Source organism: Clostridium sp. YIM B02500, from assembly GCF_022324665.1.
GTDB classification, from domain to species: domain Bacteria; phylum Bacillota; class Clostridia; order Clostridiales; family Clostridiaceae; genus Clostridium; species Clostridium beijerinckii.
Genome location: NZ_JAKGTE010000001.1, coordinates 252,632 through 275,951, shown reverse-complemented (window position 1 = coordinate 275,951; position 23,320 = coordinate 252,632). Strand labels below are relative to the sequence as shown.

Genomic DNA, 23,320 nt, shown 5'->3' with positions numbered 1-23,320 from the left:
TGATGAGTAAGAAAAAGCAACATCATGAAGAGCATGTAGATGAAGCATGGCTTCTTCCATATTCAGACATGTTAACACTTCTACTAGCACTATTTATCGTTATGTTTGCGATGGGACAAACAGATAAGGCAAAACTTCAGTCAATGGCTAAAGAATTTAATATAATATTTGCTGGTGGATCTGGTGTTATGCATCAAGATGGTAACTCTGCAATTCCTATGGAGGAGTCTGGTGTTAGTGATAATAAGGCTGAAGAAGACAAAATGACTGAAGTTAAAAAGATGATAGAAGAAGAAATTAAAAAAGAAGGCTATTCTGATAAAGTTAAAGTTGATCTTAATAGTGAGGGATTAGCAATTTCTATACAAGATGTTGTACTTTTTAATTCAGGTGAAGCAGATGTATTAAATAATGTATCACCATTGCTTCTAAAGATTTCACATATGCTTTATGGATTAGATAATGAAATTAAGGTTGCAGGATATACTGATAATGTGCCAATTAATAATGGGAAGTTTCGTTCCAATTGGGATTTAAGTGCTATGCGTGCTATAAATGTGTTGAATTATATGGTTAGTACAGGAGGTATTAATCAGGAGAAGATATCAATACAGGCTTATGGAGAACATATGCCTAAGGCATCTAATGCAACAGAGGATGGAAGAGCTAAAAATAGAAGAGTAGAAATCTTTGTGGTACGTAAATACCCAGTGCCTACAGAGGAGAAATCAAATTAACTAAATAACAGTTAAGAGATTAATAAGAAATTTTACATATAGATAATTCAGAGCATTTAATCCATAGAGATTGAATGCTCTTTTTATATAGAATTCAAGATATTTTGTGCAATTTGCATTTATATGTAGTATAGTAGTGCATTTTGCATCAAAATCAATGACTTAAGGGACTTAAAAGATTGCAATAAAAAATTTAATATAGAATATAGAGAGATTAACGTTTTATAGGAAATATGTAAAAAAAGGAGGGAATTAAGATGTCGGAAAGCTTTATAAATGAATCTATGTTAGATATGTATATTTTTGAAACAACTCAGCTTATAGAACAATTAGAGCAATTAGTTATTGATGGAGAAAAAGAAAATGGGTTCTCAAATTCGATAGATGAAATATTTAGAATTATGCATACAGTCAAAGGATCATCAGCTATGATGCTTTTTAATAACATTTCTGGACTCTCTCATTCTGTTGAAGATTTATTTTATTATCTTAGAGAAAATAATCCGGATGAAGTTGATAACAATATATTAAGCGATATTGTATTAGATTCAATTGATTTTATCAAAGGCGAAATTTCTAAAATTCAGCAAGGAAATACACCAGATGGAGATTGCGCAAATAAAATTACTAGCATAAAGGAGTTTTTAAATGAACTCAAAGGAATAGAAACAATTGATAGTGATACAGTTCCTAATGAGAATAATTTTGAGCAGCAAAAATTTTTTATAACCAGCGCAAAAAGTAAAAGGGACGCATCTAATCAAAAATACAAAGCTAAAATTCAGTTTTCAGAAGATTGCGGAATGGAAAACATAAGGTGCTTTGGCATTCTTCACAAACTATCAGAAGTAGCTGAAATAATATGTAGTTCACCAGAAAATATAATAGATGATGATGAAAAAGCCTGTGAAGAAATCAAGAAGAATGGGTTTAAAATATTCTTTTCTTCAGACTTAAATCTAGAAGATGTAAAAACAATTTTGAATGAAACTGTTTTTTTAAGTGCACTTGATATTAGATTAATGGGAGAAGATGATGATGAATTTTTAGACAATAAAGAAGTTATAGAAGAAGTAGCTATAGAAAAAGAGTGTAGCAAGAAGGAAGAAGAAAAGAAAGGTGAAAAAATATCTTCTCATCAAGGATTTATAAGTCTAAGTGTAGTTAAAGCGGATAGACTTATGGATCTTATTGGGGAGTTAGTAATTTCGGAATCAATGGTTACACAAAATCCGGATTTAATTGGGCTTGAAATTGATAATTTTCAAAAATCGGCAAGGCAACTTCGTAAGATTATAGCAGAGATGCAGGATACAGTAATGTCAATAAGAATGGTTCCACTTTCTGCAACATTTCAAAAGATGAATAGAATTGTTAGAGATATGAGTAAGAAAATGGATAAGGAAGTCAAATTAACGATCATAGGGGAAGAAACAGAGGTAGATAAAAATATAATTGAACATATATCAGACCCTTTAATGCATTTAGTTCGTAATTCCATTGATCATGGAATAGAGACAGTAGAAGAAAGAATTGATAAAGGAAAACAGCAAGTAGGAAATCTGGTGTTAGAAGCTAAAAATGCAGGTAGCGATGTCTTAATTATGGTAAAAGATGATGGCAAAGGCTTGAATGAAGAAAAGATACTAGAAAAAGCAAGAAAAAATGGATTACTTACTAAAGATGAAAGTGAAATGAGTAAAAAAGAAATATTTAATTTGATATTTTTACCGGGATTCTCCACTAAAGAAGCTGTATCAGAATTTAGTGGCAGAGGAGTAGGGATGGATGTTGTAGTAAAAAATATTGAAAAGATAGGGGGAACGGTTAGTATAGATAGTATGTTGGAATTTGGTACAAGTATCACCATTAAGATACCATTAACTCTTGCAATTATAGACGGAATGAATGTAAGAGTTGGAAATTCTAGATACACTCTTCCAACTAGTTCTATAAAAGAATTTTTTAGACCGAAAGAAAGTGATATTATAAAAGATCCAGATAATAATGAGATTATTATGGTTAGAGGTCAATGCTATCCTATACTTAGATTAAACGAGCATTTTTCTATAAGAACTGATACAGATAAATTGTCAGATGGAATTCTAATAATGATAGAGCAGGATGAAAAGTGGGTATGCATTTTAGTAGATGAGTTATTAGGACAACAACAAGTAGTTGTTAAAGCTCTCCCAGATTATATAAAGAATATTAGAAATATTAAGGATTTAGCTGGATGTACTCTTTTGGGAGATGGGAATATAAGCTTAATAATTGATATGGACGGATTAATGACAACAGTATAGATATTAGAAATTTAAGTTTAATTAAAATAAGTGGTTAATGGAGGGAAAGAATATGAGGTGGTTAAACAATATAAAGGTTGGAACAAAATTAATAATTGGATTTATAGTAGTGGCTTTATTAGCTGGAATAGTCGGTGTTATAGGAATTACAAAAATAAAAAAAGTAGATCAGAACTATACTAGCTTATATTTAGATTATGGAGTATCAATTGCTGATATTGCTAATGTATCTATATCATTTCAAAGACTTAAGATAAATTTGAATAATATTACAATGTATAGAGATGGAAGAGACATGAGTGACTATGTTAATAGAATAAAAAATTACGATGCAAAGATTCAGGAGAGTTTAAAAAAATTTGAAGAGTCAATTCAAGGTGAGGAAGCAAAAACTGAATTTTATAATCTTAATGCGATGTTAGATAAATATGATGGAATAAAAGATAAAATTATAGATTTATCTCTTTCAGGTAAAAATGATGAAGCGCTTGCTTTAATGGGGCAAGATTCAACTTTAAATCTATCTGATGAAATAAATAATTCTGTAGATAATTTATTTCAATTAAAAGAATCAGGGGGATTTAGTAAATCTAGTGAGTATTCAGCAGAGGTTAATAATGCTGTTGTAACTATGATTGTTGTAATAGTAGTAGCTATAATTATAGCCATATCACTTGGCATTATTATTTCAAAAGCTATAAGTAACTCTATAGCGAAGCTTATGACTGTAACAAGTGAAATTAGTAAAGGGAACTTAGATGTAGAGATTATTAATGACTCAAAAGATGAAATTGGAATATTATCAGAATCAATGAAAAGAATGAAATATAGATTAAATGAAGTAATTGGTCAGATAGGCTTTGCGGCAGAGCAAGTTACAGTTGGATCTAGACAAATAGCAGACTCAACTATAGCTTTATCGCAAGGGGCTACAGAGCAAGCAAGTGCTGTTGAAGAATTGACAGCTTCTATCGAAGAAATATCTTCTCAAATATCAGTAAATGCTGAAAATGCTAAAAAGGCCAATATTATAACAGATAGTACTAAAACAAATGCAGGAAAAAGAAATAATGAAATGAAATTAATGCTTAAGGCAATGGATGAAATTAATGTTTCTTCTAATAATATATCAAGAATTATTAAGGTGATTGATGAAATTGCATTTCAAACTAATATACTTGCTTTAAATGCTGCTGTAGAAGCCGCTAGAGCAGGTCAATATGGAAAAGGCTTTACTGTTGTAGCTGAAGAAGTTAGGAACTTAGCAGCAAGATCTGCAAAGGCAGCTAAAGAAACTACAGAAATAATAGAGGAATCAATTGTTAAAATTCAAGATGGAACCAATATAGCAAATCAAACTGCAGATGCGCTCGAAAGTATTGTTAGTGATATAGAAGAGGTTGCAAAAATAATTAATGGTATATCAGATGCATCTGAAGAACAAGCTACAGGAATTTCACAAATATCACAAGGAATAATACAGATATCACAAGTTGTACAAAGCAATTCAGCGACTTCAGAAGAAAGCGCAGCTGCAAGTGAGGAACTAGCAGGTCAGGCAGAAGTTTTAAAGGAACAAGTTCAAATGTTTAAATTAGCAAGTGCTAGAAGTTCAATGACTAGCTTGGACAATAGCTATATGAACCATAGTATTCATGATGATATTAGTAAAAACACAAGAGATTTAAGGGAAACAAGAGATAAAAACTTAGATAGAAAAGTATCAAATTCTAAAAAAATAATACTTAGTGATAACGAATTTGGAAAATATTAGAGATAAGGTGATTATATGATTTCAATTACGGAAAAAGAATTTGCTCAATTATCCAACTATATAAAAGAGAACTATGGGATTAATCTCAGGGAAGAAAAAAAAATGTTGGTAATTGGAAGGCTCCATAATGTGTTAGCAGAGCATAATATAGAAGATTTTTCTCAATATTATCAATATGTAGTTTCTGATAAGAGTGGAAAGGCAGTTAGTACACTGCTCAATAAAATTACAACAAATCATACATATTTTATGCGTGAGAAAACACATTTTGACTACTTGAAGGAGAAAGTACTTCCTTATTTGATTAATTCAGTAAGAGACAAAGATTTAAGAATATGGTCAGCAGGATGTTCCTCTGGAGAAGAGGCATACACCATTGCCATGATATTAAGCGAATTCTTTAAACAAGAAAAGTTATGGTGGGATAAAAAAATACTAGCCACAGATATATCCGAAAAGGTATTAAGCATTGCTAAAAATGGAATATATCATAAAGAACAAATCGCACCATTACCGGAGATGTGGAAGAAGAATTATTTAAAAAAATACGATGAGGAAAATTTCGTATTTTCAGAGAATATTAAAAATGAAATTATATATAGAAAATTTAATTTAATGGAAGATGTATTTCCGTTTAAGAAAAAGTTCCATGTTATTTTCTGTAGAAATGTAATGATTTATTTTGATAATAGAACAAAGAATGAGCTAATCCGTAAATTTTATAACAGCATGGAGTACGGTGGATATCTTTTTATAGGGCATTCGGAATCACTAAGTGGTGATACAGCTGGATTCAAGTATATAATGCCATCTGTATATAGAAAGGAATAGGGCTATCTTAAGATAATTTAAAGGGCTAAGAAGGTGAAGTTAATGAGATCAATTAGAGTTTTAATAGTTGATGACAGTATAGTATTTAGGGAAGCAATATCAAGAGGAATATCGACGGCACCTAATATAGAGGTTGTTGGAAAAGCAGTAGACCCATATGATGCTAGAGATAAACTATTAGAATTAAATCCTGATGTTATGATTTGTGATGTACAAATGCCAAAATTAAATGGTGTAGAATTTATTAAAAGGCTTCTTCCTCAATATAAAATTCCAATAATAGTTGTAAGTTCTATAAGCGATGTAGTCTTCGATGCTATGGATGCAGGAGCAGTAGACTTTTTAAGTAAGCCTGATGCTAGAACTCCTAATGGATTTGAAGTTTTTATTAATGAGCTAATAATTAAAATTAGAGGAGCAGCAAATGTAAATCTATCTGCTAATTTAGGTCAGATTTCAAAGAGTACTAGCAACAGAGGAATGGAAAAGAGCGTAAATGTTAAAAATAAAGTGATTGCTATAGGAGCATCTACTGGAGGAACAGAGGCTATCTATAACCTATTGAAAAATCTTCCAAAAGATATTCCAGGGATAATTATAGTGCAACATATTCCACCAGTGTTTTCTAAAATGTTTGCAGATAGATTAAATTTGCAAACACAATTTACTGTTAAAGAAGCTCAGACTGGAGATACTATTGAGCCAGGTAAGGTTTTGATAGCACCAGGAGATAAACATATGAAACTTAAGAAGGCTGCGGATAAGTACATTGTAGAAACTATTCAAGGTAATAAAGTTAATGGACATTGTCCATCTGTAGATGTGCTTTTCGAATCTGTGGCTAAGGTGGCATCGAAAAATGCTATAGGAGTTATTCTAACAGGAATGGGGCATGATGGAGCAGTGGGGCTTATGTCAATGCGAAGAGCAGGGGCAAGAACTATAGGACAGGATCAGAAATCCTCTGTTGTATATGGTATGCCAAAAGTTGCCTTTGAAATTGGAGCCGTTGAAAAGCAAGTGGCTATTTCAAATATACCTAGTGTTATTTGCGATATGTTAAAATAAAAATGGACTATTTATACTAGTCCATTTTTTACAGCATAAACTGCAAGTTGAGTACGATCTCTCAAACTAAGCTTTGAAATTATTTCTGTAATAATATTTTTAACAGTACCTTCAGCAATAAATAAAGATGATGCAATTTCTTTATTATCTTTTCCATCAACAATCATAGATACTATTTTTAGTTCTCTTTCAGTTAATGATATATTTATACCATTAATATCAATAATTTTTTTCTTAGCTTTTTTATTTTCCTTACGCAGATTTAGTATCATAGGACTTAAGATATCTTTAGTAATTATGCCAAGTCCTAGTGAGGTGCTTTTTATAGATAGTATAAGTTCCTCAGTACTTATATCTTTTAAGATATATCCATCAGCACCATTACTTATAGCATCTGTAACATCAGATTTATCATTAGATGCAGTTAAAACTAGCACCTTAACTGATGGAAGTTCTGCTTTTATTAGTTTTGTAGCTTCCGTACCATTACATATAGGCATAGACAGATCCATTAAAACAACATCAGGCATATATTCTTTACATAGATCATAAGCTTCATTTCCATTAGTAGCGCAAGCTACAACTTTTATATCACTGTTATTTTCAATTATGTTTTTAAAACTTTCTCGTAAAAGTTTCTGGTCTTCTGCAATAATTACTCTTGTCATATACGAACCCTCTCTTTACCCAAATAAGCAATATATTAAATTTTCGTGAAAAATAGACAAATAATATTTATTAAATCTAATGAAAACACAGATTAATCGTTTGTAGACTCTAATATAAATTATAACATTTTACAAATACATGAACAATGTATAAAGCTAATCTTAATAAACTAATAAAATTTTATGTGTAAAACTGTATTAATTTAATTTTTGAATTAAATTATAAAGGTTAGGTTACTATTCGTGGTGAAAATCGCTTATAAATGTCAACTATATGAAGTGGATTCTAAATAAAAATGCAATCAGCATATTTATACAAATTAATTGTGCAATTTGCATGATACTACATGACTTGTGGTACTACAAACCAATTTTAAAAACATTTAAAATAAAATTAAAGGAAAAGTGGTATTTTTATAGCATTTCATGGGGGTAAAATTATATGAAAAGAGTTTTAGTAGTAGATGATGCGGAATTTATGAGACTCGCTTTAAAATCTATTTTACAAAATTGCGGATTTGAGATCATAGGTGAAGCTGATACTGGTATAAAGGCCGTAAAACTATATAATTTATTAAAACCAGATATTGTGACAATGGATTTGACCATGCCAGAACTTGGGGGAGTAGAGGCAATAAAGATCATTAAGTCAATAGATGCAAATGCAAAGATTATAGTAATTTCGTCATTATCGCATGAAATCCAAGTTAAGGAGGCTATGCTAGCAGGAGCTATATCTTTTATAGTAAAACCTTTCAGGGAAGACATTGTATCTAAACAATTATTAAATATTGAAAGAAATATTAGAAAATAAAACTTTAAGATAAGCATGTAATTGAAAGCATTAGGAAATTAACTTGAAATTTAAGATAACATCATAAGAGTAAATTTTGTTAGATGGGATGGATTAAGATGTTTGAGGTAAGTAATCTGAAAATAAAAAATAAAATTGGGTTAATATTTACAGGTATTATAGCTATGGAAATTGCTTTGTTTGCCGCATTTAATATCGGAGTGGGAAACGTGGCAGATATAAAAGAAATGCGAATTAATATGATAATAATATTACTGTTTTCTATAATAATCACAGTAATCATGGGATTATTACTAATAAATTTCATCTACAAACATATAAGAAAAATTAATAATATTACAAGGAAAATTGCTAACGGAGAATTTGATGAAGATATACAGGTGGATTTTATTGATGAATTCGGGGATTTAGCTAATTCACTTAAACAGATACAAAAAAATATAAATAATCTGATCGATGATTCTAATTTAATTGAAGATTGCATTAAAAAAGGTAATTTTGATATAGCTTTAGATTTATCAAAATACTCAGGGGCATGGGGAAATGTACATAGGAAGAGTTTAGCAACAATGAATGTGTTTATAAAGAATATTAGAGCAACTTCACATTACATAGAAAAGATAAGTAAAGGAGAATTCAATGAGAAATACACTAGGGAGGAAATAGGGTCATTTAATGTTATGAAAATAAGCATTAATAAACTTATAGATAATCTCAATAATGTAATGGAAAATATTAATTGGTTCAAAGAAAGCTTTAGATTAGGGAATACAAGAGATAAAATAGATGCTACAAAATTTCAAGGCTCTTATAAAGAAATGTTGGAATGTATTAATGATACTACATGGATATCGATAGAAGTATTTATTAAGCTATTTGCAGTGCTTAAATCATATTCAAAAGGAGATTTTACAGTTGAGCTTGAAAAATTTCCAGGAAGGTATGGATTAGTAAATGAGCATATAGAAGACTTAAGAAATAATTTATTAAATATATCTAAGGAACAGATTAACATAGCCAATGAAATTAAATCAGGAAATTTAGCAAAAAGGATAGATTCATCCAAGTTTAATGGATCATGGGCTAAAATGATTGATGGAATTAATGATGTAATTGATGCGTTTGTTGAACCTATTAATATCACAGCTGATTACGTGAAAAGGATAAGTAATGGGGATGTACCAGAAAAGATTAAAAATGAATACCAAGGTGAATTTAATAAAATAAAGAACAATCTGAATACATTAATTGATACTTTAAATTTATTTGTTAAAGAAGTTAATTGGATGAATGATACATTTAAATTAGGTAATACAAGAGATAGAATAGATGTTTCAAAATTCGATGGGGTATATAGGCAAATGGCTCAAAGTGTTAATGATGGAATGTGGATATCTATAGATGTATTAATAAAAATATTTGCAGTATTAAAATCTTATTCAGAAGGAGATTTCTCAGTTGCGCTTGAAAAATTGCCAGGAAGATATGGAATTGCAAACGAAAGTCTGCATGGATTAAAATCTAATATTCTTAAAGTTGTTGATGAACAAATAATGGTTCTTTCAGCAGCGGCTGAAGGAAATTTAGATATTAGAGGTGAAAGTGAAAAATATACAGGAAGCTTTAAAGAACTCATAAGTATAATAAATAAAGCTGTTGATGCTTTTGCTAAGCCAATAGGAGAAATAAAAAGTATTTTAGAAGAGATGTCAAAAGGTAATCTCAATGTTCGCATTGAGAATTCTTATAAAGGTGATTATGGAAATATAATGAACGCTTTAAATTTATCTGTACAAGAAATTAATCAAGTACTTACTGATATAAATATATCAGCAAATGAGGTGGCTTCAGCATCAATACAAGTCTCAAATGCAAGCCAAAACCTATCGCAAGCATCTGCGGAACAAGCAAGCGCTGTGGAGGAAGTAACTGCTTCACTTTCAGAGATAGGAGAACAAACAAAATTAAATGCTATAAGTGCTAATGAAGCTAATGAGCTGGCTACAAAAGCCACAACTAATGCTATTAATGGAAATACAGAAATGAGTACTATGCTAAAGGCTATGAATGAGATTAATGAAGCATCTGAAAATATTTCTAAAATAATAAAAGTGATAGATGAAATAGCTTTCCAAACTAATATATTGGCTCTTAACGCAGCAGTAGAAGCCGCAAGGGCAGGACAGCATGGAAAGGGATTTGCGGTAGTTGCTGAAGAAGTTAGAAATCTTGCAGGTAGAAGTGCAAATGCGGCTAAAGAAACAACAGCTTTGATAGAAGGGTCAATAAGAAAAGTGAATTCTGGAACTCAAATAGCTAACAATACAGCAGAATCACTAAGTTCAATAGTTAACGATATTAGCAGCACTTCTGAGATAGTAAGAAAAATAGCAGCATCTTGTAATGAACAGGCAACTGCAGTATCACAAATAAATGAAGCGATTGAACAAATATCGAGAGTTACTCAGATAAATTCTGCGACATCAGAAGAAACTGCCTCTTCGAGTGAAGAGATGTCTAGTCAGGCAGAAACTTTGAAACAAAGGGTTGCTCAATTCAACCTAAAAAAGAGAAATTCAAATAAAATATTTTTAGATAGTATAGAAGAAAAGGAAGCATCAAGGCTAGAAAATGCCATAGATGATAGAAAATTTGGACAAGGCCCTAACATAAGAAAAAAAATTAGTATTAATTTAGATGACACAGAGTTTGGAAAGTATTAGTATTGATTTCTAGTAGAAGAGAGGAAGTGTTAGCATGAATACAAATATAATTAATGATAATTCAGATATGGAAGAAGATACTCAGAAGGGGAAATACCTTACATTTATACTTGATGATGAATCTTATGGTATAGGAATTAATAATGTCACAGAGATTATTGGAATACAACCTATAACTTTAGTTCCAGAACTTCCAGATTATATAAGAGGAATTATTAATTTAAGAGGAAAGATAATTCCGGTGATGGATGTGAGATTGAGATTTAAGAAGGATTTCAGGGAGTATAATGATAGGACTTGTATAATAGTAATAGATATTAATGACTTATCAATAGGTCTTATTGTTGATAGTGTTTCTGAGGTTCTAATAATACCAGATCAAGACATTGTACCTCCACCTAATCTAAGCAAAGTTAGCAATAAGTATATAAAGGGAATAGGAAAAATAGATAATCAAGTTAAATTAATTTTAGATTGTAATAAGTTAATAAACGATGAGGATGCTGAAACTCTAAATAACATTGAACAATAGATGGAGGACATTATTATGAAATGGTTCAAAGATATGAAAATAGGTTTAAAAATACTTCTGGGATTCTTATTTGCAGCTTTTATTGCAGGTATTACGGGCATTTATTGTATTTCTAATATAAATAAAATTAGCGATCTTGATACTAAATTATATGATAAAATGACTCAGCCATTGGGAGATGTTATTGAGATTTCTAATAACTTTAATAATATAAGAGCGAATACTAGAGATATCCTACTTACAGATAATGTATCAGAAATTCAAGATTATATGGGTCAAATTAAGGATAATAGTGATAAGTTTGATTATAGCTTAAATAAATTGTCAGAAACGACTTTAACTACTGAAGGAAAAAAGATTATTGAGGATTTAAAATTTTATAAGTCTGATTATATGAATCTCATAAGTAGAATAACTCAACTAAAGAACCAAAATAAAAATCAAGAAGCAATTAATATTTTATATTCAGAAGGAAAGCCAATTTTAGAAAAGCTTCAATCAAATTTAAAAGCATATACAGATATAAAACAAAACTTAGCTAAAGAAACTTCTGATAGTAATAGCAAAACAGCAGATAACACAACATTATTAACAACAATAATTTTAATAATAGAAGTAATTGTATCAGTATTAATAGGAGTATTTATCTCTTTATCAGTAAGTAGACCAGTTAACAAAATAATAAGAGTAGCAGATAAAATTGCTGATGGAGATTTTAATATAAATATTAATGTGGAGAGTAAAGATGAGATTGGATTATTAGCTCTTTCTTTTAGGAGAATGACTGAAAAATTAAACAATACTATCTGCAATATAAATTCAGCAACAGAACAAGTTTCAGCAGGGGCAAAACAAGTTTCTGATTCAAGTGTAGCACTTTCAGAAGGGGCTATGGAACAGGCTAGCTCTATTGAAGAATTAACAGCATCTATTGAAGAGATATCTGCCCAAACAAAAATGAATGCAGAGAACTCCACAAATGCTAATGAAATTGCTGTTAGCGCAAAAATAAATGCTCAAGAAGGCTATGAGCAAATGAAAGCAATGAAAATAGCGGTAGAAGATATAAACAATGCTTCAACAAGTATATATAAGATTATAAAAGTTATTGATGAAATTGCATTTCAAACTAATATTTTAGCTTTAAATGCGGCGGTTGAAGCGGCAAGGGCTGGACAGCATGGAAAAGGTTTTGCAGTGGTTGCAGAGGAAGTTAGAAACCTGGCAGCAAGATCTGCAAAAGCTGCAAAGGAAACTGCAGAGATGATTGAGGGCGCTATTAGAAAGGCAGAAATGGGAACTAAGATAGCAAAACAGACATCTGAAGCACTAAATAAAATTGTAGAAGATACTGTGAAGGTTGCTGAATTCATAAATCAAATAGCAGTAGCTTCAAATGAACAGGCAGAAGGAATATCTCAAATTAATCAAGGGGTTATTCAGATATCAGCAGTAGTGCAAACTAATTCAGCGACAGCAGAAGAAAGTGCATCTGCAAGCGAAGAGTTGGCATCTCAAGCAGAGATGTTGAAAGATCAAGTTTCAAAATTTAAATTAAGGGAAACTAAAAGCTGTTTAGTAAATAATTCAATTAAAAACATAGATTTTGATATGATGTAAAAATATGAATGATTTAAAATTAGTTCCATGGAGTGAAGCCTATGATAAATGATATTAGAGTTTTGATAATAGAAGATTCAAAAGCCTCTTTGAATTTTGAGGTAGCACAGCTTAAAAGAAGTGGTTTCAATGTAGACTATGAGCAAATAGAAAATGCAGAAGATTTAAGAAAGGCGTTAAATTGTAAGGAGTGGGACATAATTCTATCTGATCATGTAATGCCAAATTTTAATTCTATTGAAGCATTGAAAATATTAAATGAAACAAAGTTAGATATACCATTTATTATAGTATCAGGTGAAATTGGGGAGGAGACAGCTGTTGAAGCCATGCGTGCTGGATGCAAGGATTATATCATGAAGGATAAAATGGCACGTCTTGGAATGGTTGTAAAAAGAGAACTTAAGGATTTGCATGAAAGGGTTGAGAGAAAAAGAGTAGAGGAAGAGATGAGAAATCTTCTTATAAGGTCAAAGGAAGAAGCAGAAGCAGCAAATAAAGCAAAAAGTAATTTTCTTGCAAATATGAGTCATGAGATAAGGACGCCACTTAATGGTGTTATAGGGATGATTGAGCTTACATTAATGAATAGTGAGTTAAAAGATGAATTGAGAGAAAATCTTCTAATTGCAAAAGATAGTGCTTATTCATTGATTAATATTGTGAATGCGATACTGAATTTTTCAAAATCAGAAGCAGGAAAAATGGAATTGAGGGAATCGAATTTTAATCTTAAAAATCTAATACATAACACACTTAAAATCTATTCATACGATGTAAGAAAAAAAGGAATTACTTTAGAATATAATGATTCAGATGAAATTCCGGATTTATTGTATGGAGATTCTGAAAAGTTACAACAAATACTTAACAATTTGATAAGTAATGCAATAAAATTCACAGATGGAGGAAGAATTTCATTAATAATTAAGGCTGAGCAAATAATAGGAGAAAAGATTATTTTAAGGTTTTTAGTTAAAGATACCGGGATAGGAATTAATGAAGAAGATAAGAATTTATTATTTAAAAGTTTTAGTCAATTAAATAATTCTTATTCCCGTGAATATAATGGAACTGGATTAGGACTTGCATTGTCAAAACAATTGGTTGAAATATTAGGGGGAGGGATTTACGTTGAAAGTCATATGGGACTAGGAAGCACATTTAGTTTTACAGCGGCTTTCAGACTAGTAAAGAGAGGAAAAGTGAATATTAATTCATATGAATTACAAGAGAAAAGAAATTTCGAAAATTCGAATGAAATAAATAGAAGCACAGATTTAAACACAGAATTAAGAAGATTAGTTGAAAAAATGGACGAGGCAAATAATAATCTAATCAAAATTGAAAAGATAGCAGAGATTATAAATAACTCTATAGTTATTTCTAAATTTGATGAACTAGTGATGATGGGATTTAAGTTGAAAGCAAATGCACGAAGGGGAAATGAGGAAAAAGTAAAAGTGACTTTTGAGCAATTGAGAGAACGCATTATTAGTCTAATGCATATATAAAATTTGGGTGGAAAAGAGGTTGGTATATGAGAATTCTTATTGCGGAAGATGATTATGTAAATAGACGGTTTTTATTTAAGTTTTTTTCACAATATGGTGATTGCGATATGGTAGTTAACGGAGAGGAAGCTGTCCAGGCATTTATGTTTTCAGTGGAGGAGAAAGATCCATATGATGTTGTATGTCTTGACATAATGATGCCAAAGTTAGATGGGTTAAAAGCACTGAAGATGATTAATTCAATTGAGAAAGAAAAACAAATAACCTATGAAAATTTGTCTAAAAAGTTTGTGATTACGGCCTTAGATAATGCAAAAGATGTCCAAAATGCTTTTGAACTAGGGTGTGAAGTGTATGTAACTAAGCCAATAAATACTGATAAATTAATCGAAGTTATGAAGAAATTAAATTTAGATATAGATGATAAAAAATAATTTAAATTATATAGGTATCTGGTATAGGCAAGGGTGTTTTAAATTGTATTCGTACAGAAGATATCTTTATATAAAGAAAGCAACTTATTAAAAGTAATTTATGAGAGGGTGTTTTATTATGAATTTAAATTGGGACAATAATTTAGCAACGGGGATTGTAAATATTGACAATCAACACAAAGAACTATTTGATCGTATTAATAAACTATTGATTGCCATGAAAGAAGGAAAGGGTAAGGATGAGGTTATAGGAACTTTAAATTTCCTTGAAGATTATGTTATAAAGCATTTTACTGAGGAAGAAGAAATTCAAAAGAAAAATAATTATCCTAAATATAGCATTCAACATAAACAGCATGAAGAGTTTAAAGAAGAACTTAAAGAATTGAGAAGGACATTTGAAACTACTGGAACATCTGCATTATTTGTGATAAAGGTACAAAATAGAATGTCAACTTGGTGGAAGAGTCATATACGAGATCTAGATAAGGATTTAGGAAAATTTTTAATAGAAAATTCTAAATAATATTAAGATATTTTGGATAAGGGGGATACATATATGAGAAGTTGGGTTGTAAATTTAAATTTGAAGTTTGTAAATAAATATAATGTTCCATTCAATAGTTTTGTTATTAAGGCAGAAGAAAAGGAAGAATTTCTAGTAAAAATGGATAGGGTATTAATAAAGGTTATGGAGTTAGTCAAATTTGAAATTGATGATATATCACCATTTGATTACAGAGAATTACCAGAAGAAATTGTTAATGAATATATTTGTGTAGATTAATTATGCTAAACATTTAAAATTTTAGGGTGAGGATTATATATAGATAATGATATTTGGGTATAGAAGTATAAATTATGAGAGGGTGTATGAAATATGTATGAAGTATTGAAAAAGGATGAAAGAGGATTAATAAATAATAAAATAGCGTCATCAATGGTAAAGTTTACTCATGAAGATAATGAGTCGGTTATTATGGATATTAGCAGAATCAATATTAGTGGTGAGGTACTTATGCATTTTATGAATTCAAATTGGGATGCTGTGTTATCCACTGGAGTTGATAATATCGATAGACAGCATCAAGAATTATTTAGATTAATTAATAATTTGGTAAGTGCTATGAATGAAGAAAAAAGCAAGATAGAGATTATTAAGGCGTTGGATTCTCTTGAAGAACATGCAATTCGTCATATTAATGAAGAAGAAGCAATTCAAAAGGAAAATAACTATCCAGGATTAGAGATTCAGCAGATGCAGCACGAAGAATTCAAAGATTGCTTAAGGGACATAAGAAGCTTCTTAGAAACCAGAGAAATATCAACATTATTTATTATACATATGCAACAAAAAATATTTAAATGGTGTAGAAAACATATGCTAACCGCAGATAAAGATCTAGGAGAATTCCTAATAAATAGTCGTAGAAATTAGCTGATAATTTAAAAGGATAGTACTAAGAACGAAAATGGAACCTATGAAATAGATGCTCAGAAAAGAGCTATTTCATAGGTTCTATTTAAATAATAATTCTTTAGTACAGTCTTTTTTTATTATATATTTATATTAGTATAGATCTCTGATAAAAGAAGCTTCTGATTTTTTTTAAGGCTATGGAGATGACAGTAAGTAGATTACTTAAATGCGATTCGATATTATTATAATTGCTGTTTTTCAATAAATTATTAATTTTAGTAGTTTCCTCATAGAGATCAGCTATTCTATAATTTCCGGAAAGACCTTTCAAATTATGAATTATTTTTTGAATATTTTCTAAATCACTTCCAATCATGGCGGTCTTTAACTCTGATAGTGCTAGATTAAATTCATTAATCAATTCAGCATAAAGTTCTGACACTTGTTGAAGATTAAGTCCTAAATCATTTGAAAAACCAATTATGTCATAATTTTTGTCGTAATTCATAAATTATATAGCTCCTCTTTCTTAAAATATAGTATGTCCTATTAATTGATATCTTCTTTATTAATTCTAGCCAATAGGATGCATACCTTTTCGATAAAGTTTGGAATATCAATTGGTTTAGTAATATAATCAGAAAATCCTAATGATAATCCTTTTTCTATATCTCTAGGCATTGCATGAGCACTAACAGCGATGATTGGGATATCTTTAGTCTCTTTATGCATTTTGAGTCTTTTGAAGACTTCATAACCGTCTATTCCAGGTAAATTTATATCTAGTAATATAATATCTGGATTATGGGCAATGGCTAAATCTAAACACAGCTCACCAGAATTTGCTGAAAGCATTTTTAAATTACTAATTTGGGATAGAGCACGTTCAACAAGTCGTAAATTAGCAGGATTATCTTCAGCATATAATATTGTACGAAATTTATCGTTAGGGAAATAAGTTCTATTTTCAGATGTCATCATATTTTCAGAAGTTTGCAAAATAGATGATTCGATGCAAGGAAGTTCAATCCAAAAGTGACTGCCAGCACCTTTTTCGCTAGTTACAAATATTTCACCATTCATTAATTCAGTTAGTTGTTTAGCGACTGCAAGCCCAATACCAGTCCCCTCAATTGAATTATTAATTCTGTTTAGACGATAAAATGGTTTAAAAATCAATTCTAAATCAGAATTAGATAAACCAATGCCAGTGTCAATAACATGAAATCTATACTTATCATTGACCTTATCATGATAAAAGATTACTTGGCCATCCTTTTTGTTATACTTAATTGCGTTAGATAGCAAATTAAGCAAAATTTGTTTTAATCGTGTATGGTCTGCCGAAACAAATTCATCTGAATTATCTATAGGGTAATTAATAATTTTTATTTTATGTTTATCTGCAAATGGTTTTATTATGGAAATAGCCTCTTCCATTACATGTTTAATTGGAACAGATTCAATTGAAATGCTAAGTTTTCCTGATTCGATTTTAGCTAAATCCAGTATTTCGTTGATCAATTCTAGTAAGTGATTGCCAGCTTTTGATATTTCCTTAACACTCTGACTCTGAGAAGGAGTTAATGGAGATTCAGGATCTAATTCTAAGATTTGAGAAAATCCTAATATGGCATTTAATGGTGTTCTAAGTTCATGACTCATGCTAGATAAAAATTCGGATTTTGCTTTACTAGCTTTTTCAGCCTCTTCTTTTGCCGTAATAATAGAACGAGCCATTTTCTTTTGTTCTGTAATGTCACGAGTTAGAACTACTACTCTATCGTTATAGTTTAAGTGCGGAGAAATACATGCCTCAAACCATTTTAATCCATCCTTGGATAGGATATTAAAATCCATAGTAGTAGATTTTCTTGCTTTAATAACATAATTTATCTTTTGTTTAGCAACTTTAGCTGTATTTTCATCTAAAATATCATAGATAGAGTTAAGATGCCCGTGCATATGTAGTTTATACAAATAAGTATGGACACTTGACCATAATTTAGTGATATATCCGTTTATATCTATCTCTGAGATTATGTCATTAATTGAATCAACAAGTGACCTGAAATCAACTTCTTTTTTTCTGAGTTCAGATTGGGTAACTAATAAATTTTTATTTGTTTCATCGATATGATGTCCCATTTCGATCAAATTTAATGCTATATCTTCTAATTCTGAGATTTTTAATAGTGGATCGTCTATATCATATTTGCCACTACTAATCTCCTGAACAATATTATTAATATTTAACAAGGAGTCAGAAACAATATAGCTCATATTTTTCACTTTCTTATAAGTGATTAAGAAAAGTAAAAAATATGATAAAATTAATCCTAATACTGTAATTATTCCGATTCCTAACAAATTGTTTTTTAGCATATCAGCATTAGAGTGTATATTTTTTGTTGGAACTACTATTAATAATTTTAAATCCGTATTAGGTATAGCGGACCAACATGCAATTCTAGGTTCTTCTTTAAGTGTAAAATTTGAAAATCCAGTTTCACTAGTTTGAATTTCATCCATTAATGTGGTTAAATCATTGTTGTTATACAAGTTATACTGATAATACCCGTTTCCGTATTTTAAAACGAGTTCATCTAAATTTAAATCATTTTTTCCTGCATCAGAGAGTGAAAGAATATTACCATCTTTTCCAATTAACAAGTTATAACCATTCCAAGGAATATCAATTTCTAAAACCTTATTAACAATTGAATTCATATTTATATCAATACCTACAACACCTTCTAAGAAATTGCCGTTATAAACAGGACATATAGCAGAACTTATAAAATCGTTGTTACTTGAATTAAAATCATGAGTCACCCATTTTACTTTTTTATCTGGATTATGGTTAGCATCAGCTTCATAATAAAATTTGCTAGAAGATGATTCTAAAGAAGAATTATAGCTATTAAAAACATCAACGTATGGGTAAGTTATATTTAAGGAATCAAAGGTGTTAAAATATATGGAATTAACTAATGGACAAGAATTCTTAATATCTGCCATTAATTTTTCTTGTGTTAATACCTTGGCTATTTTCTTTTCTTTATCATCTCTTGTAACAGGTAGAAAATTATTATAAATGATTGCTGCCTCATCAGCTGAATTATTCTCTTTAGTATAGTAAATATTATCATTTGAATATGATAACCTACTATATTCTTTAGGAGTTAAAGAAGCTGGAGTTAATAAAGCATGTCCCATTTGCAAACTGAAAAACATTGTAGAATTTGAAATAGATGATAAGTGCTGATCAATTAAGTTGACTTCTTGTTTAACAATTTCATTAAGTTCACTTTTTGATTGATCTTTGTAAAAAGCAACCGAACTTTTATGAGACCAGTAATTTGAGATGAAATATATACATGTAAAAATTATTTCAATAATTATTAATGGAATTAACGCATTACGAATATAGGACTGCCAAATCCATTTATAAAGAGAAATATTTTTATGAGTATTTGTTTTATCCATAATATCACCTCATCCACTATGCCTAGTAATCATAAACATTGTAAGGTGCTCGCGATTTTGGAAATTATATCATCATAATTAAATGGTTTAGTAATGAAATCAGCAGCACCTTTAGCCAACGCTTTATCATAGTATTCTTTATCGTTTTCAGCAGAGATCATAATTATAGATAGTTCACTATCATCTTTTATAAGATTTAGTTCATCTATAATTTGAAGTCCATCAACAAATGGCATCCTAAAGTCTAATAGTATCAAATTAGGTTTATATGTAGAATATAATCTTAAAATTTCTCTAGAGTCTGTTAATGTTTTTATATTCTTATAACCAGATATGTTAAGCATTCTTTCAAGTAGTAAAACATTAGCAATATTATCATCAACTATCAAAATTTTTGACATTGATTTATCGACATTCATAATTTAATCCCCTCTCAAAAAAACTTAAAAGTCAACACCTAAATACTTACAAAATTAATACCTACTATGAATAATATAACATATTTTAGAAAAAAGTTTAACCAAATTTTAGTTTTTTATTATAATTATTTCAGTATCTAAATATTAAAATAATTATGAGATTAATAAATGAAGTTCAACAACTAAAAAATATGAGAAGTGATAAATATATACAAAAGGAATAAATTATATATTTAAAATATATACATACTATATTTAGAAGATAAGAGATTAGAATATTTATAGTATTCCTAAGTTAATATAGTATTCATATAAAACTTGGGAAAGGGGAATCAAACAGAGTAGTAAGGTCGAGTACATGATGTGATATAATTAAAACTAAATAATCAATTTTTAATGTAGTATTTATTGGAGTAATAAAAATGAATATGATATTAAGAATTATGATATAAATTAAGTATGTACTTGCAAATAATAATAAAATATATAGAATTATGGTATAATTTAGTATATTTATATATATATATGTAGAAAGGAGATAACAAGAGATGCCATTTATAGGATCAAAAGTTAGTGTGAAAATTTCAAAGGAAAAAGAGGAAATTATAAAGAAAAAATTAGGGGAAGCAATAAATTTGATTCCGGGAAAAAGTGAAACCTTTTTGATGGTAGGCTTCGAAGATGACTACTCATTATATTTCGGAGGAGAAAAATTAGAAAAGGGTGCATTTATAGAAGTAAAAATATTTGGAAAATCAAATAAGGATGCATATGATGCTTTAACAGCAGAAATTTGTAACATATATGAAAAGGAATTAGACATACCTCAAGATAAGATATACGTCAAGTATGAGGAAGTTGCAAATTGGGGATGGAATGGAAAGAATTTTTAACCACGGCTGGTAATTAGATATAGGCGACCTAAAGTAAAGGGTACTCTGATGTAACAATGCACATAGTATCCTTTATTTATAATATTGAAGGAGGTACAACTTGATTATAGGAATTGCACAGATGGATATAATCTGGGAGAATATTAATAAAAACATGAAGAAAGTTGAAGAATTCATTGAAAGAGCTTCGAAAAATAAGGTTGATTTAATCCTATTTCCTGAGATGGCTTTAACGGGTTTTACCATGAATATAAACAAGCTTGTATTATCTGAAGATGAAATAATAAAATGGATTGGAAAAAATGCTAAGGATAATAATATAAATATAGGAATTGGTGTTGCGGTAAAAAGTGATAAAATGGGGAGCAATAAATATATTATTATGTCAAGAGAAGGTAAATGCTTAACTAAATATACGAAAATACATCCATTTTCCTACAGTGGTGAGGCTGATAAATATCATAAAGGAGATAAGATACTCACATGTGAGATTGATGGATTAAAAATAGTTCCATTTATTTGCTATGATCTAAGGTTTCCAGAAATATTTCAAATAGCATCTAAAGAAGCGCAAATAATAACTATAGCGGCTAATTGGCCTAAAGAAAGAGAGAAGCATTGGATAACTTTATTGAAAGCTAGGGCTATAGAAAACCAATGCTATATAATAGGGATAAATAGAGTAGGAATTGGAAATGATCTTCATTATAATGGAAAATCAGTTTTTATAAGTCCAGATGGTAATATATTGAACGAGGTAATTGAGAAAGAAACACTAATTATAAAAGAGTTAAAAATAGATATGATAAGAGCGATTAAAGAACAGTTTGATATAAAGAAGGATAGAAGAGAAGATTTATATAAAGCTATAAGTAATTGTAATTCTATTTAACATTAAAGTAATGAATGGTAGGTAAAGCTATGATAAATGATTTTCAAGAAGAAATTGAATATAGAAAGCTCGCATTAAAAAAGGATATTAAAAAAAGTGGCGGAAACTGTGCAAGGATACTTCTTGCGTTAGTATTATCAACATATGGATTAGTGTTCATAATGACATTTTCTATAAAATTTATAGGACCAATGATAGGATTCAATGTAGTAACTAATCTAAAGGAAAATATAATTTTAGGACTTTCAAGTGACGCATATAATTTTTTTGCTGGATATTTCACATGTATAGTTGGGGATCTTATAGCAATTCTAATAGCAATAAAAACTATAAAGGTGAAATTTAGGCAAGAAATATTTTCAAAGAATAAGTCAAATAAGATGTTTGTATTATTAGGAGCAACTTCTTGTATAGGAGTAGGAATGATTTCAAGCATGGTATATATGATATACTCAACAATTTTTAAGATTTTAGGATTAAACATTCCACAGCCAGATTTTAGTTTCCCTAAACAAAACACTTTTTTAATATTATTTTTAATATATGTATGTTTAGTGGGACCAATTTTAGAAGAAATTATATTTAGGGGATTTATACTCAGAAGTATGCAGAAGTATGGGAATCTAACAGCAATGATTGTTTCGTCAATTCTTTTTTCCATGTTTCATCTAAACCTAGTTCAATTCATCAATCCAATACTTATGGGAATTGTTTTAGCATTTATTGCAATTAAATCAAAATCTATTATACCGTCGATGATAGCTCATATATTTAATAATACGATAACTTTTGCTACAACAGGAATATCTTTATTAAAGATGCCTATATTGGAGTATACATTTGGAACTTTGTACTTTTTAGTTGGGGTAGCTGCATTATTGCTATTTATTAGTAAGTATAAAAGCGAATTTTTAGAAATAGTAAAAGAGGATACAAGAATATTAAAGACTCACCAGAAAGTACGATATTCTTTTAGTGGAGCGTGGTCGAGGGCTTATATAGTATTCTATATAATATTTATTGTTGTAACTATGGCAGCAACTAATTTAGCAAAGTGATCTATTATAAAGGGCAAAAGGTTGTTTTATGGAGTGATAAATATTATGTCTTAAACTAAAGATATTAGTGTGGATAGAAGTCGAAATTGTATATTGACACCATGAAAATGGATGCCTATAATTTAAGC

At 29.5% G+C, this 23,320-nt stretch carries 21 protein-coding genes; 17 read left to right on the top strand and 4 right to left on the bottom strand.

Translation table 11 applies throughout. From position 1 onward, the window contains the following. Nucleotides 1-2 precede the first annotated feature (2 nt). The 5 genes from L1S46_RS00985 (at nucleotide 3) to L1S46_RS00965 (ending at nucleotide 6,716) form a co-directional block, all read left to right on the top strand. Entirely contained in the window at nucleotides 3-737 is a 735-nt protein-coding gene (locus tag L1S46_RS00985; RefSeq protein WP_238898885.1) for a flagellar motor protein MotB, read from the top strand. A 257-nt stretch (nucleotides 738-994) separates the two neighbouring features. Further along, a complete protein-coding gene (locus tag L1S46_RS00980) occupies nucleotides 995-3,043 on the top strand; it encodes a chemotaxis protein CheA (protein ID WP_238898883.1) in 2,049 nt (682 codons plus the stop codon). A 52-nt stretch (nucleotides 3,044-3,095) separates the two neighbouring features. Continuing rightward, nucleotides 3,096-4,817, top strand: coding sequence for a methyl-accepting chemotaxis protein (locus L1S46_RS00975; protein WP_238898881.1), 1,722 nt, complete (start codon nucleotides 3,096-3,098; stop codon nucleotides 4,815-4,817). Nucleotides 4,818-4,832: 15 nt separating this feature from the next. Further along, nucleotides 4,833-5,648: a protein-glutamate O-methyltransferase CheR gene (locus tag L1S46_RS00970; RefSeq protein WP_238898879.1), complete on the top strand. Its 816-nt coding sequence runs from the start codon at nucleotides 4,833-4,835 to the stop codon at nucleotides 5,646-5,648. 42 nt (nucleotides 5,649-5,690) lie between these two features. After that, complete coding sequence (locus tag L1S46_RS00965; RefSeq protein ID WP_065418538.1) at nucleotides 5,691-6,716, top strand: chemotaxis response regulator protein-glutamate methylesterase; 1,026 nt, start codon at nucleotides 5,691-5,693, stop codon at nucleotides 6,714-6,716. 11 nt (nucleotides 6,717-6,727) lie between these two features. On the opposite strand, the gene L1S46_RS00960 is transcribed toward L1S46_RS00965, so the two are convergent. Then, nucleotides 6,728-7,384: a response regulator transcription factor gene (locus L1S46_RS00960; RefSeq protein ID WP_039773002.1), complete on the bottom strand. Its 657-nt coding sequence runs from the start codon at nucleotides 7,382-7,384 to the stop codon at nucleotides 6,728-6,730. Nucleotides 7,385-7,826: 442 nt separating this feature from the next. Between L1S46_RS00960 and L1S46_RS00955 the strand changes: the two genes are divergently transcribed. From L1S46_RS00955 to L1S46_RS00915, 9 genes are all read left to right on the top strand, one after another. Beyond that, nucleotides 7,827-8,198, top strand: a complete 372-nt coding sequence (locus tag L1S46_RS00955; RefSeq protein WP_238898877.1) for a response regulator — start codon at nucleotides 7,827-7,829, stop codon at nucleotides 8,196-8,198. Between the two features lie 98 nt (nucleotides 8,199-8,296). After that, complete coding sequence (locus L1S46_RS00950; protein WP_238898875.1) at nucleotides 8,297-10,921, top strand: methyl-accepting chemotaxis protein; 2,625 nt, start codon at nucleotides 8,297-8,299, stop codon at nucleotides 10,919-10,921. 34 nt (nucleotides 10,922-10,955) lie between these two features. Further along, a complete protein-coding gene (locus L1S46_RS00945) occupies nucleotides 10,956-11,453 on the top strand; it encodes a chemotaxis protein CheW (protein ID WP_023975970.1) in 498 nt (165 codons plus the stop codon). 15 nt (nucleotides 11,454-11,468) lie between these two features. Further along, nucleotides 11,469-13,073: a methyl-accepting chemotaxis protein gene (locus L1S46_RS00940; protein ID WP_238898873.1), complete on the top strand. Its 1,605-nt coding sequence runs from the start codon at nucleotides 11,469-11,471 to the stop codon at nucleotides 13,071-13,073. Between the two features lie 41 nt (nucleotides 13,074-13,114). Beyond that, a complete protein-coding gene (locus L1S46_RS00935) occupies nucleotides 13,115-14,587 on the top strand; it encodes a hybrid sensor histidine kinase/response regulator (RefSeq protein ID WP_238898870.1) in 1,473 nt (490 codons plus the stop codon). A gap of 26 nt (nucleotides 14,588-14,613) precedes the next feature. Further along, complete coding sequence (locus L1S46_RS00930; RefSeq protein ID WP_012060971.1) at nucleotides 14,614-15,021, top strand: response regulator; 408 nt, start codon at nucleotides 14,614-14,616, stop codon at nucleotides 15,019-15,021. Between the two features lie 118 nt (nucleotides 15,022-15,139). Beyond that, nucleotides 15,140-15,547, top strand: coding sequence for a bacteriohemerythrin (locus tag L1S46_RS00925; protein ID WP_012060970.1), 408 nt, complete (start codon nucleotides 15,140-15,142; stop codon nucleotides 15,545-15,547). A gap of 33 nt (nucleotides 15,548-15,580) precedes the next feature. Next, nucleotides 15,581-15,808: a hypothetical protein gene (locus L1S46_RS00920; protein ID WP_012060969.1), complete on the top strand. Its 228-nt coding sequence runs from the start codon at nucleotides 15,581-15,583 to the stop codon at nucleotides 15,806-15,808. A gap of 93 nt (nucleotides 15,809-15,901) precedes the next feature. Beyond that, nucleotides 15,902-16,459 carry a hemerythrin family protein gene (locus L1S46_RS00915; RefSeq protein ID WP_238898867.1) on the top strand — a complete coding sequence of 186 codons (558 nt, stop codon included), beginning with the start codon at nucleotides 15,902-15,904 and terminating at the stop codon, nucleotides 16,457-16,459. Between the two features lie 127 nt (nucleotides 16,460-16,586). Here L1S46_RS00915 and L1S46_RS00910 read toward each other — a convergent pair whose 3' ends face one another. Genes L1S46_RS00910 through L1S46_RS00900 form a run of 3 tightly spaced genes read right to left on the bottom strand, consistent with a single transcriptional unit; the run spans nucleotide 16,587 to nucleotide 20,349 of the window. Next, entirely contained in the window at nucleotides 16,587-16,949 is a 363-nt protein-coding gene (locus tag L1S46_RS00910) for an Hpt domain-containing protein (RefSeq protein WP_077829069.1), read from the bottom strand. A 41-nt stretch (nucleotides 16,950-16,990) separates the two neighbouring features. Then, nucleotides 16,991-19,930: an ATP-binding protein gene (locus L1S46_RS00905; protein WP_238898865.1), complete on the bottom strand. Its 2,940-nt coding sequence runs from the start codon at nucleotides 19,928-19,930 to the stop codon at nucleotides 16,991-16,993. Between the two features lie 29 nt (nucleotides 19,931-19,959). Next, on the bottom strand, nucleotides 19,960-20,349 hold the full coding sequence (locus L1S46_RS00900) for a response regulator (protein ID WP_238898863.1): 390 nt from the start codon (nucleotides 20,347-20,349) through the stop codon (nucleotides 19,960-19,962). A gap of 548 nt (nucleotides 20,350-20,897) precedes the next feature. Between L1S46_RS00900 and L1S46_RS00895 the strand changes: the two genes are divergently transcribed. From L1S46_RS00895 to L1S46_RS00885, 3 genes are all read left to right on the top strand, one after another. Beyond that, the gene (locus L1S46_RS00895; RefSeq protein WP_077854546.1) at nucleotides 20,898-21,242 is read left to right on the top strand and encodes a phenylpyruvate tautomerase MIF-related protein; all 345 of its coding nucleotides are present in this window, start codon (nucleotides 20,898-20,900) and stop codon (nucleotides 21,240-21,242) included. Nucleotides 21,243-21,342: 100 nt separating this feature from the next. After that, nucleotides 21,343-22,134, top strand: a complete 792-nt coding sequence (locus L1S46_RS00890) for a carbon-nitrogen family hydrolase (RefSeq protein WP_238898861.1) — start codon at nucleotides 21,343-21,345, stop codon at nucleotides 22,132-22,134. A gap of 29 nt (nucleotides 22,135-22,163) precedes the next feature. Continuing rightward, complete coding sequence (locus L1S46_RS00885; protein ID WP_238898859.1) at nucleotides 22,164-23,192, top strand: type II CAAX endopeptidase family protein; 1,029 nt, start codon at nucleotides 22,164-22,166, stop codon at nucleotides 23,190-23,192. Nucleotides 23,193-23,320: the final 128 nt, after the last annotated feature.